This is a genomic window from Mariniflexile jejuense (genome assembly GCF_042675665.1).
In the GTDB taxonomy this organism is placed as follows: Bacteria; Bacteroidota; Bacteroidia; order Flavobacteriales; family Flavobacteriaceae; genus Mariniflexile; species Mariniflexile jejuense.
Genome location: NZ_JBHTJI010000042.1, coordinates 149,712 through 161,596, shown reverse-complemented (window position 1 = coordinate 161,596; position 11,885 = coordinate 149,712). Strand labels below are relative to the sequence as shown.

Annotated in this window: 12 protein-coding genes; all 12 read left to right on the top strand. The window is 32.7% G+C overall.

Annotated elements, in window-relative coordinates; genetic code table 11:
- Nucleotides 1-7 precede the first annotated feature (7 nt).
- The 12 genes from ACFQ1R_RS13775 (at nt 8) to ACFQ1R_RS13720 (ending at nt 11,883) form a co-directional block, all read left to right on the top strand.
- Nucleotides 8-829, top strand: coding sequence for an alpha/beta hydrolase (locus ACFQ1R_RS13775; RefSeq protein ID WP_379926858.1), 822 nt, complete (start codon nt 8-10; stop codon nt 827-829).
- 104 nt (nt 830-933) lie between these two features.
- The gene (locus ACFQ1R_RS13770; protein ID WP_379926857.1) at nt 934-2,709 is read left to right on the top strand and encodes a PIG-L family deacetylase; all 1,776 of its coding nucleotides are present in this window, start codon (nt 934-936) and stop codon (nt 2,707-2,709) included.
- 44 nt (nt 2,710-2,753) lie between these two features.
- Complete coding sequence (locus ACFQ1R_RS13765; RefSeq protein ID WP_379926856.1) at nt 2,754-4,244, top strand: acyl-CoA synthetase; 1,491 nt, start codon at nt 2,754-2,756, stop codon at nt 4,242-4,244.
- A gap of 1 nt (nt 4,245) precedes the next feature.
- Nucleotides 4,246-4,620, top strand: a complete 375-nt coding sequence (gene madL / locus ACFQ1R_RS13760) for a malonate transporter subunit MadL (RefSeq protein WP_379926855.1) — start codon at nt 4,246-4,248, stop codon at nt 4,618-4,620.
- 6 nt (nt 4,621-4,626) lie between these two features.
- Complete coding sequence (gene madM / locus ACFQ1R_RS13755; RefSeq protein ID WP_379926854.1) at nt 4,627-5,376, top strand: malonate transporter subunit MadM; 750 nt, start codon at nt 4,627-4,629, stop codon at nt 5,374-5,376.
- 10 nt (nt 5,377-5,386) lie between these two features.
- A complete protein-coding gene (locus ACFQ1R_RS13750) occupies nt 5,387-6,673 on the top strand; it encodes a malonyl-CoA decarboxylase domain-containing protein (protein WP_379926853.1) in 1,287 nt (428 codons plus the stop codon).
- Nucleotides 6,674-7,037: 364 nt separating this feature from the next.
- Entirely contained in the window at nt 7,038-8,606 is a 1,569-nt protein-coding gene (locus ACFQ1R_RS13745) for a ParB/RepB/Spo0J family partition protein (protein WP_379926852.1), read from the top strand.
- Nucleotides 8,607-8,678: 72 nt separating this feature from the next.
- The gene (locus ACFQ1R_RS13740; protein ID WP_379926851.1) at nt 8,679-9,224 is read left to right on the top strand and encodes a hypothetical protein; all 546 of its coding nucleotides are present in this window, start codon (nt 8,679-8,681) and stop codon (nt 9,222-9,224) included.
- 662 nt (nt 9,225-9,886) lie between these two features.
- Complete coding sequence (locus ACFQ1R_RS13735) at nt 9,887-10,243, top strand: single-stranded DNA-binding protein (RefSeq protein ID WP_379926850.1); 357 nt, start codon at nt 9,887-9,889, stop codon at nt 10,241-10,243.
- 72 nt (nt 10,244-10,315) lie between these two features.
- A complete protein-coding gene (locus tag ACFQ1R_RS13730) occupies nt 10,316-10,696 on the top strand; it encodes a DUF6876 family protein (RefSeq protein WP_379926849.1) in 381 nt (126 codons plus the stop codon).
- An 11-nt stretch (nt 10,697-10,707) separates the two neighbouring features.
- Nucleotides 10,708-10,905, top strand: coding sequence for a hypothetical protein (locus tag ACFQ1R_RS13725; protein WP_379926848.1), 198 nt, complete (start codon nt 10,708-10,710; stop codon nt 10,903-10,905).
- A 429-nt stretch (nt 10,906-11,334) separates the two neighbouring features.
- On the top strand, nt 11,335-11,883 hold the full coding sequence (locus ACFQ1R_RS13720; RefSeq protein ID WP_379926847.1) for a BfmA/BtgA family mobilization protein: 549 nt from the start codon (nt 11,335-11,337) through the stop codon (nt 11,881-11,883).
- The last annotated feature ends 2 nt before the right edge of the window (nt 11,884-11,885 follow it).

Here is an 11,885-nt window from a genome sequence, read left to right as displayed (position 1 = left end):
TTGTATTTTGAAAAAACTAGCTAAAAACATTTTAATACTTATGTTACCTCTATGTATGATGTCTCAAAGTGTTAAATATAAACAAGATAGCGCAATTTCTTATTTAACTGTAGAAAAAGGTATTATATCAGATTATCAAAAAGAAAAGTGCCTATTAGATATATATTATCCAAAAAATAAAGCAAAAGCTCCAGTTATTATATGGTTTCATGGTGGAGGTTTAACTGCAGGTGAAAGATCTATACCTAGCCAATTAAAAAATAAAGGTTGTGTTATTGTAGGTGTGGGATACAGGTTAGCAAATGTTGTAAAAGCTGAAAACTGTATTGATGACGCAGTTGCAGCAATTGCTTGGGTTTTTAAAAATATTGAGTCTTACAACGGCGACCCTAATTTAATTTTTATTTCTGGACATTCAGCAGGAGGCTATCTCGCTTTAATGGCAGTAATGAATAAAAAACTGTTAGAAAAATATAGTATAGATTCTAACAAAGTTGCAGGTTTAATTCCGTTTAGTGGCCATACAATTACTCACTTTCAAATTCGTTCGGAAAGAGGGATACCGGGAAAACAACCTATAATTGATGAATTTGCGCCATTGTATTATGTTCGTAAAGTTGCGCCTCCAATTTTATTAATAACTGGTGATAGAGAACTTGAAATGTTAGGCAGGTATGAAGAAAATGCTTATTTCTATAGAATGATGAAAGTATCTGGGCACAATGATATTACGTTGTATGAAATGGACGGATATGGTCATGTTATGGATAGTCCAGCATATCCATTACTGTTGAAATTTGTAGAGAAAATAACTAAAACTAAAATTTAGTTAATTCATTATTAAATAAACTTATTTATTGTAGTTAATATAAATCGATAACAGGTTATATGTTCGTTTTGTATTAATTTATAATGAAACGTATCATGTCTAAAATGTCTAAAAATTTTTCAAAATTTATTAAATTATTAGTTTTAACTACAGTTATTTCATGTTTGTGTATTACTAAAATACACGCCAAGGTTTATATGTTTATTCATGCACACCCAGACGACGAAATATATTTTAAAGCTGGTTGGATATATGATAGGATTAAATCTACAGACACATTAATTGTTGTTATTGCAACAGCAGGCGATGCCAATAAATGGAGTTACCCAAGATGGGAAAGCAGTCTGGATGCTAAAGATTTTGATAATGATGGTGATATTGATATGGTTGATAGAGGCTATGATAGAATGGCATATAGAAGTACGCCAGGGCTAGCGTCATTAGGACTAGATACTGTTAATAATCTGTTTTTTTTGGGTTACCCTGATGGAGGTATATACGGCATGTGGGAAGATAGAAATTTACAATACTTAAATCCTATAACTAAATACAACAAGTCTCCTTACGTTGTAGATGCTCCAAAATATTGTTATGGTCTTAGTTATAAAACAGAAGTGCCCTACACATATAGTTCATTATCACAGGATATAAAGAGACTGTATAGTAAATACAAGCCAGATTGTGTTATGGTTCCCGATTTTTTAGACACACCTTCAGATCACGGTGCTTTAGGTAGAGTAGCAACACAAGCTCTATATGATTTAAGAGAAGATGGAAATAATGATTGGGTAAAAAAAGTTGAAGTGATTTGGTCATATGCATCACACTTTGCTTGGGATAATCACGAGTCTTGGTTAGGTGGTAAAGATTTTTTACCAGAAGAAGATGGTCCTTTTTTAGCAGAACCTTTTCCTCAAGATATTTTTCCGCCTCAAGTAAGTTATTATGACAAATTAGGTGGAGAAAATAAATGTAAACTATGGAAATTTCATCCTTACGAAATGCCAAATCCACCATGTTTTAGGGCAAGAAAAAATGATATTATTCGTGGGCCTTTTGTTATGTATGATAACACAGGACCATCTGAGTGGAGTAGTTTTTTAATAAAACAAAACAAAACAGTAAATAAATTAAGTTTTAGTATTAATGTAAGAGATATAGCTCCGGGTATAAATGTAAATACTAAGCCTCAATATATTTTTTCTACAGATAAAGGTAAAACATGGAGCGGTGTACCAGGGCTCAAAGGTTTTTACAGAAATAAAAGCAATAAATCAATATACGATGTTAAGCAATTTAAAAACAGGCCAGAAACTGAAAACTATTCATATTGGCAAGGCAATGTTGCTTTTGAAAGGATAGATGCTAAAATAGATTTTGAAAACGATTTTAATTTAAGTGAAGCAGTTAATGATGATTACTGGTCTGCAGAATGGATTGGTTGGGTTAAAACAGTAGAAAAAAGTGGGGTGTATTATTTTTTTTTAGAAGCTGAAGATTCTGGTTTTCTCATGGTTAACAATCAATTAATAGTGTGGGATCATGGAGATTTTATTATGGGGAAAAAAAGAGGAATTGGAATCTATCTTGAAAAAGATAAAGTTTATCCAATTCACTTAGGTTTTTGGGATTACACGGGTGATGCTGGTTGTAAACTTTATTGGAAAACTCCTGATGAAAGTGAAAGCAAAATAATAACATCTTCAAATTTATTGTGTGGAGATGCTTTAATTGATGGCTTGGAAGGATCAACAAATACTCAAACCATAACAGTATCCAACCTGCCAATTAGTATGGCTTCTAAAAAGAGTAAAATAATGTTTATGGCACTAGATATGGCAGGTAATATAGGTGTTAGCCCAATACTAACTACTAAGTAAATAAACAATAAATATTAATAACTGTAGAATAATTAAGATATTATATGATAAAACTTATTGAAAGAGCTTATAATAATAAGAATAGAATTGCAGTTAAAAGTGAAGGTTATAGTTATACATATAAAACGCTTTTAAACAAATCAGAATCCATTGCAGTTGAATTATTAGCAGGAAAAAGAGATTTAAATGAACAAAGAATAACATTTTTAGTAAATCCAAGTTTTCAATATGTAACCATACAATGGGGTATTTGGAGAGCTGGTGGTATCGCAGTTCCCTTATGTATTAAACATCCGTTAGAATCTATTAAATATGTATTGGAAGATACGGACGCCTCTATTTTAATTTACAGTAAAGAATACAAGGATTTAATTGAACCATTATTTAATAATACCAATATTCGATTTATTAGAGCGGAGTCTTTTAGTAATATTTTTGGCTTATTGCCTGAAGTTGATATTAAAAGACGCGCCATGATAATTTATACTAGTGGTACAACTGGATTACCTAAAGGAGTTGTTTCAACACACAAAAATATTGAAGCACAAATATCAAGCTTAATAAGTTTTTGGGGATGGAATCAATCTGACCACATTTTGAATGTTTTACCTATGCACCATGTACACGGTATTATAAATGTTCTTAGTTGTGCACTTTGGAGTGGTGCTTGCTGTGAGTTTTTGCCTAAATTCAATCCTGAAGAAATATTTAAATTGTTTAAAAAGCAAGAGATAAACGTTTTTATGGCAGTTCCAACTATATATTTTAAGTTAATAGCTTATTGGAACGATTTGAAAAAAACAGAACAAGAAGAAATATTTTTAATTTTAAAAAAATTCAGATTAATGGTATCCGGATCTGCCGCATTACCTTTAAGTCTACATGAACAATGGGAAAAAATAAGTAATCATGTTCTTTTGGAACGCTATGGAATGACAGAGATGGGTATGGCAATAAGTAATCCATATAATGGTAAGAGAAGACCAGGTTTTATAGGCCAACCACTAGGAAATGTATCAGTGCGATTAGTTGATGAAAATAATAATTTAGTTAAGGTAGGTGAGCCTGGTGAAATACAAGTAAAGGGTGAAAATGTTTTTAATGAATATTGGAATAAACCAGAAGCTACCAAAGAAGCATTTACACTAGACGGTTGGTTTAAAACTGGAGATATTGCTGTTTTAAATAATGGGAGCTATAAAATTTTAGGGAGAAATTCTGTAGATATAATTAAGTCTGGTGGATATAAAATTTCGGCCTTAGAAATAGAAGAAGTGCTTAGGCAACATGTTAATATTAAAGATTGTGCGGTAATAGGTATTCCAGATGAAGAATGGGGCGAAATTATTGGAGTTAGTTTAGTGTTAAATACTAAAGAAATTTCTATTGATAATCTTAAAAGCTGGCTTATAGAAAAGTTGCCAGGTTATAAAATTCCTAAAAAATATATTATACAGACGGACTTACCTCGCAACACTATGGGAAAGGTTACCAAAAATGAGCTAAAAAAATTATTTAGTGTCAATATTCTGTAATATGAAAATATACGGTGTTGCTTTATTAGCAGGTTGTTTTTTGATAGGTAAGTTTACTGGTTATGCTTTAGGGATGTTTATAAATATTGAAGGTGATATAGGGGGTGTTGGTTTTGCTATGATCTATCTTATTACTATTAATTCTTTTATGAAGAAAAAAGGATTACTTAAAAAAGAAACTAGAAGAGGCATATTGTTTTGGGGTACCATGTATATCCCAATTGTAATAGCAATGTCAGCAACACAAAATGTGAAGGCAGCTTGGGCTGGTGGATGGATTGCTCTTTTAGTTGGTATAGTAGTGGTTCTTTTAATTTTTTTATTTGTACCAATAATATCAAAAATAGGTAATAAAAAAGAACCAATAAAACTTTAGAAAGTAATGTTAGAAATTTTAGAAAATATTATAGATAAAAATGGTTTAATTTTTGCTTTTTTATGTGTTGGTTTTTTAATGTTGTTTTCGTTTTGGATATCCAAACATATTTTAAAAAATTATATACCAAGCGTTGCTATAGCCATAATTATAGCATTAGGCTTAGCCTTTTTTGGTAGTAAAAACGGATTAGGTAATGTTAAAGTTTTTGCTGGACTCAGTTTATTAGGTGGCTCAATGTTTCGAGATTTTGCTGTAGTTGCAACTGCAATGAATGCAGACATTGCTAAAATTAAAGCAGCAGGTTTTGCAGGTTCTATTTCATTAATTGTAGGAGTGTCATTTTCCTTTTCTGTCGGCGCGTTACTTTCTTTTCTTTTTGGATATACAGATATAGTTAGCATAACAACCATAGGTGCAGGTGCTTGTACTTACATTGTCGGTCCTATAACAGGTTATGCTTTAGGTGCAACTTCAGAAGTTATTGCTATTAGTATTGCAACAGGTGTAGTTAAAACAATTTTCGTAACTATAATGACACCATTACTAGCTAAAGGAATAGGATTAAACAATCCACATAGTGCCATTGTTTTTGGAGGTTTAATGGGTACTACTAGTGGTGTAGCAGCAGGATTAGCAGCTACAGATGTTAAGTTAGTTCCTTACGGAGCTATGGCAGCTACTTTTTATACGGGTTTAGGCTGCTTATTGTGTCCGTCTTTTTTTTATTTAATAATAGATTATTTTTTAAAATGAATTAGAATCAATGCAAAATATTAACCCTATTTCTAGAAATAAAGATTTAATCAATCCCAATCATGTTTTTAATAAAATAGATTATATACTTAAGCTATGTGAAGAATTAGTTTCGTATAAAGGTAGAACATCAGGAATATCTTTAGCCACAAGAATATTAGATGAATATCAAAAGTTAAATGAAGCAGAGAAATTGTCTTATTTCTTAGATGTCAATAAAAGATTTACTTCAAACATTTCGGATATACGCAGAGATGCAGAACTCTTTTTAGAAAACAGTAATCTTAAAAATTTAAATAACCTTTCTGTAAGTATTGAAGGAAAGCGTCAAGAGTTATTTAGGAGAATGAATATGGCTATTGGTGGCAGTGAAGTATTAGTTTTTATGAGAGGTGATTTGTTACCTTTAATTAACGACTTCCCTGAACTTAAAGAATTAGACAATGATTTGATACACTTATTTAGGTCATGGTTTAACCCAGGTTTTCTTAAACTTAGAAAAATAAATTGGAGTACTGAAGCAAGTATTCTAGAAAAATTTATAGCCAACGAAAAGGTTCACTATATTAAAGATTTATCTGAAATAAAGAAAAGATTACAAAACCATAAAGAGTTTTATGCTTATTTTCATCCTGCCATAAAAATTGAGCCAATAATTTTTGTAGAAGTTGCTTATACAAAAGGTATTGGAAAATCTATTCAAGAAATAATTAATAGAAATACAAAATCCAATTTATCAGAATTTGATTCCTGTATGTTTTATTCCATAAACAATTGTTTGGTTGGATTGTCCAGAATATCACTTGGTAATTTTTTAATTAAACGTGTTGTTCAAAAAATTTTAGTGGATAAACCAAATATTAAAAAGTTTTATACGCTATCTCCTGTACCAGGTTTTGTTAAATGGTTGTTAGAAAATAAAGGAAAAAATATAGTAGGTTACATTTCTGAAACTGAAATAAAATCAATTTTTATAATATTTGATAACACCTTTGATTTATCAAAATTAAATGCAAAAACAAAAAATGTCATCTTAAAATTATGTGCCATTTATTTAATAAAGGTAAAAATAAAAGATAGGCCCATTAATAAAGTAGCAAGTTTTCATTTAGGAAATGGTGCTTTTATTAACGATATTTTTTGGAATGGAGATACCTCCGATAATGGCATGAAATCTTCATTAGGTATTATGGTGAACTATGAATATGACTTAAAAAGAATGGACGAATACCACGAATCTTTTTTTTCAAAGGGAAAAATAACATTATCTAAAAAAGTACAAAAGATGATTGAGTAATCATTATGTAAAAAGGACAAGGGTATAAATTTTGGTTAAAAGGGTAATGGAATTTATAAGAAAATGCTAGTTAAATTGCATTTATATTAATTATTATAGTATTAAAAAATTTAAAAATCTTTATGAGGTCAATATTAATAATCCAAATGGGATTGTTAGGCTACTATACCTTATAGAAATTTTAAATAATAATTTATTTATTATATACAATATCCCCGAAATATAAACTCGCAAACTATTTCTCGGCAAAGGGACGGCATAAAGCCGTTCGTTCCTCACTATTTATTCCGTTTCCTTTCCACTCCAAAATTTTGTCTTCCGTTTGGTTAACCCTTAGATATTGTTTAATCAAAACTATAAAATTATGGAAACAATCACCGAACATTTAAAAGAAGTCAATCTGGTTGAGATTTCAACAAGTAAAACCAATCCAAGAAGCGATTTTAACGAACAATCTATCCAAGAACTTTCAGAAAGCATCAAGGAAAATGGACTGCTTCAACCATTATTGGTAAGACCAACAGCGAAAGGGTATGAACTGGTCTGTGGCGAAAGAAGACTTAGGGCTTGTTCATTAATTAATCTAGAGTCCGTACCCGTACAAATCAAAAAATTGAATGACCAAGAAGCCTTAGAAGCCCAAATTATTGAGAATTTAGAAAGAGAGGATGTCCATCCCTTGCGTGAAGCAGAAACCTTTAGACTGATGATTGACAAAGGGCATTTTCGTATTGAAGATATAGCCATCAAAATAGCCAAGTCTGAGAAGTTCATTCTGCAAAGGCTCAGTTTGAATAATTTAAATGCTGAATGGAAAAAGCTGTTCTTTAGAGGTGATATTAATTTATCAAAGGCATTAATCATTGCGCGATTGGATAAAAAATATCAAAAAGAAGTAGCTGCAAATGCCAGTGATTGGAGTGGTGAGATCAAATCAGCCAAACAACTGCAAAGCTATATCGATTCAAACATTACGGCACTGTTATCAAAAGCGGTTTTTAATCCAATTGACGAAAATCTGATAAAGAAAGCAGGCGCCTGTATCGATTGTCCGAAACGTTCCGGAGCAAACTGTTCCTTGTTTCCCGATGTCAAGGAAGACGATAGGTGTTTCGATCATCTATGTTTTGGGAGTAAAACAGAAAAGCATATACAAAGTGAGATAGACCGTATCATCAATACAGACGAGTCCATTTATTTAATAAGGTCCAAACATCAAGATATGGATGAGGAACTGTCAGAAAAACTAAAAAAACTTGATATCAAAGTATTGGTAAATTATGATGATTTTGAGACGTTTCATGGTGAAGATAAACGGAAACGTAAAATCCAGGGGTTTTGGCTTAATGGCTATGATCGAGGACACTATGCAGCAATCAAATTGACCAAAAAGCAGGAAGAAGCCCTGTTAGATCCCAAAAGCCAAGCATGTGTTAACGTTCAAATTGAAAAAATCAATGTCAGAGCAAAACGTATGCTGGAACTGGATGCAGAAAAAGTGCATAAGCGCATTATTGAAACCATGAGTGAGACCGAGGAATTATCAGTACTTGGAAAACACACCTATTGTGATGCCACAGAAAAAGTAGGCAGACTAATACTATGGAATGCCCTAGGTTGGCCAAAAAAGAAACACTATGGCGAGCTGTTAGAGATAGACAAATATGAAGCAGAGGGTGGTTCTGGACTGCTGAAACGGCTTATGGAGTTGACCAAAAATGACATGGCCATTATCATTAACAATGTAGGTTTTGATGCCTTTAAATCATCGTTACCAATTCATAGCGAAGCAATGGCACTACGAAGTCTGGCCGAAAGTTTCGGAAGTATTCCAATTGTTGATTTTGAGACAGAACAAAAGGCCATTGCCGATAAGCGATTAAGCCGTCAGAAAGAACGGATTGTAAAACTCAAAAACGCGGTGAAGTCATAATTGAAGCCACTAATTGTCCATTTGATAATTAGTGGCTTTTTTAATTAGTGTTAAATATAAAAAATAGTAATCATGGAAAATTTAAAAGTAGTACAGCTTGATTTTGGTTTCGAATGTGAATCAGTAAAAGCAATTGAAAAAGAAGTAAAACCAGCTAAAAAACAAACAAGCGATTTTGTTTTCGATATTATGGATTGTTTGGCAAGTCCTATCATCGTTTTTAAATCCGCATGGCAAGACGCCATACCACTGGAGCTATTAGGCAATATAAAAATGGCAAGACTTCTATGTACAATAACACAAGAGAAAACCGCATCACTTACAGAAACTTTAGTCTATATGATGCCCAGAACATTTGAAGCACCCATGCCCATGGCGTGGGTCAATATCTACACCTGGTTAGGGCTCCAATATGCCCTTCAGTTTAAAAAGAAGTCACAATTGAAAGCCATGGTTGAAATCGCTCCTAAAGACCTTTCTGAGTATGAAAAAGGGCTTTTAAATACCCTTAGAAAATGGATTTATGATAAGCGCAGAAAAGCATTAAAACATACTTATAAAACAACTACAGTTTCAAAATCTGAAGACATTCTAGAAATTCAAGAGAAACTATTTTAAACATAAATATCATAAGATATAGACAAAAAAATGGTTTTAAAATACTTTACGATTCTTTGGATAATTAGGAATTAAACCCATTGCAGCACATTCCCCTGCTTGGCGCGAAAAGCGCCATTTCGGGAAAAGCGCTTCATTAAAATATCTTGGACACAATCCCCACTTTTGACTCTTTTTTTCGCTAACCTTTCCGCTTAGCAGGAAAGGACCACTTCACTCCAAGTAAAAAGCGTGAATTAAGTCCGCTAAAAAAACAAAAGAGTATTAGTTATCGTGTTCCACTTCCCATGTTTTGGTATTTCACAACAGATTTAGACTCACATCCGTAAGCCAACACCGCCATACCTTTTTTTGATAGCAAAATAACAACATTCAGTTTTGAAGGCCAGCATAACCAGGCTCATGCTTCGCACTTTTTATATGGCTTCACAAAACTGAATATTGAAAAGCACTAAGCAACAAAAGAAGGTAACAGCGTCGGCTCTATGGGAAGTAAATCTAAAATAAATCTTATGAAATCATACAAAAACACCAAAAAGGAAGCGAAACACAAATTAAAAAAAACAAAGAAGGAAAACGCTCTGGATATAATAAGTAAATCAATAACAAAGCCTTTCTGAAAGGTTCAGACAGGTTCATATTAATCTTTAAATTTTAAAATTATGAGTACACTTAAAAACAAAGTACAGTTAATTGGCAACGTAGGAAACACGCCAGAAATCACGACCCTAGAAAGCGGTAAAAGAATCGCTAAATTTTCAATCGCTACCAATGCGTTTTACAAAAACTCAAAAGGCGAAAAAGAACAAGATACCCAATGGCACAACATCGTAGCTTGGGGCAAGATTGCTGACATTATAGAAAAATATGTGGGCAAAGGAAAAGAAGTGGCACTTGAAGGTAAATTAACCTCAAGAAGCTACGAAGATAAAGACGGAGCAAAACGCTATGTAACCGAAGTGGTAGCTAATGAAATTCTGCTACTAGGAACTAAAGATGAGGACACCTCACATGACTAAATGAAAAATAAAGAGGGTGTACCCTTTTACCTTACACCCTCTATCTTTCTTAAATCCTAAAAAAAAGAAATAATGAGCAACAAAATTATAACATTACAAGAAACCTTGCAACAGTTTTGTGGTAGTACACAATTTTTTGAAGTACCATTATTACAAACACGCTTTACAGAAGGCATACATTATTTAGCAGAAAAAGCGTCCTGCTTATGGTTGATAACAGATGCATCAGTGATAGCCAAAAGTTTGATGGATAAAAGCTATTTTATTACCATAGACTTTAAACGCCTTTCAGAAGCAGAACAGCAAAAGAAAGGTTGTGAAGCTATCATATTTTATGGTGATGGAAATGATACCATTTTGGAAGCGCACCGCTATAATGTAACCGATTTTCCATTGGATGAATTGCGGATGTATTATGTAAATAATACACTCATGCTTCCAAGTGAATATTAAGAACCAGTATCATGGTATATCTCAATTATAATAATTTAGATAACGAGACCCAACAGCGATTGGTTTCTGTTTCCAAAAAAGATGTGGAACGTAAATTTGGAAATGATTTGAAACGATACGCCAAAGCACATCATTTGGAATATGAAACGCTTTTGGAAGAAGAAGCCATAAAAAACCTCTATTCCTACGAGTATGTTTTTAATATTTAAATTGACATTTAAACCCAAGACCTTTAGTTTTTAAAGGTCTTTTTTATGGGTGTCTAACAAAATCTTGACGAACATCTGACGTTCAAAATTCACATTTTATAAAAAATCATAAAATATACATCCAAAGCCAATCATTTGGGAATAGATCGCATTTTCATTTTACAAGCCAATAGCATAACTTTAAAAGTGTAGGGATACAAATAAAAAGCAACTGATTTTTTAAATCAGGTTGTTTGGAAATTTTGATCCCTACGGGACAAAATAGGAAGAGCAAGAGGGTAACACGCAAAGCGCCGTTACAGTATTTGATTTTTAGTGGAATCCCTCGCCATCAGCGGGATTCAAGCAATTTTTAAAATGGGGCGCTTTGCGGCTTTTCACGGAAAAAATGCCGCAGCCCAGTAAAACCAACAAATTTATCACGGAAAAATGGACAAAGGATATGAAAAGGAGAAATTTGAAAGCTTAAGTATAAAAACGTCGGTGGCTAAACGCTTCAGAAATTATTGTAGAAGCATTTCTAAATCGCAGTCCATGACCTTGTACAACATGGTAAACTTTTTCGAAAGCAATGGCGTATCCCCAGAAGATCATTTAGGCGATACTATAGCAACCCTTAAAGGACAGATCATCAAACGTTCAAATGCAGTAATCGCCATCATCAAAAACATTGAAAAGATACACCATAAACCAACCACAGCCATCTTGCAATCCCTTTTCGAAGAGACCGCATCCATTGAAAAGGAATCGGAAACCATTTTTGATTTTGGAACGCCAACACTCATAACCGAAAATGAAGAACTGACCTATTACAAAAATGCCTATTACAAAACCCAAGAAACCCATAACCAAATGAAACGGGACACTAAGGAATTGCTTAAAAAAGTAAAATATGTAAAGAACAATTTTGGCATTGGACATTATAGGTGGAACATCACCAAGGAAGCCCTAGAGGCTCTTAAACAAAAACTGGACTGATT

Bases quoted from the DNA above. Each gene is read 5' to 3' on its own strand.
- madM (WP_379926854.1), top strand. From the start codon at position 4,627: ATGTTAGAAATTTTAGAAAATATTATAGATAAAAATGGTTTAATTTTT.
- ACFQ1R_RS13735 (WP_379926850.1), top strand. From the start codon at position 9,887: ATGAGTACACTTAAAAACAAAGTACAGTTAATTGGCAACGTAGGAAAC.
- madL (WP_379926855.1), top strand. From the start codon at position 4,246: ATGAAAATATACGGTGTTGCTTTATTAGCAGGTTGTTTTTTGATAGGT.
- ACFQ1R_RS13770 (WP_379926857.1), top strand. From the start codon at position 934: ATGTCTAAAAATTTTTCAAAATTTATTAAATTATTAGTTTTAACTACA.
- ACFQ1R_RS13745 (WP_379926852.1), top strand. From the start codon at position 7,038: ATGGAAACAATCACCGAACATTTAAAAGAAGTCAATCTGGTTGAGATT.
- ACFQ1R_RS13730 (WP_379926849.1), top strand. From the start codon at position 10,316: ATGAGCAACAAAATTATAACATTACAAGAAACCTTGCAACAGTTTTGT.
- ACFQ1R_RS13765 (WP_379926856.1), top strand. From the start codon at position 2,754: ATGATAAAACTTATTGAAAGAGCTTATAATAATAAGAATAGAATTGCA.
- ACFQ1R_RS13725 (WP_379926848.1), top strand. From the start codon at position 10,708: ATGGTATATCTCAATTATAATAATTTAGATAACGAGACCCAACAGCGA.
- ACFQ1R_RS13720 (WP_379926847.1), top strand. From the start codon at position 11,335: ATGGACAAAGGATATGAAAAGGAGAAATTTGAAAGCTTAAGTATAAAA.
- ACFQ1R_RS13750 (WP_379926853.1), top strand. From the start codon at position 5,387: ATGCAAAATATTAACCCTATTTCTAGAAATAAAGATTTAATCAATCCC.
- ACFQ1R_RS13740 (WP_379926851.1), top strand. From the start codon at position 8,679: ATGGAAAATTTAAAAGTAGTACAGCTTGATTTTGGTTTCGAATGTGAA.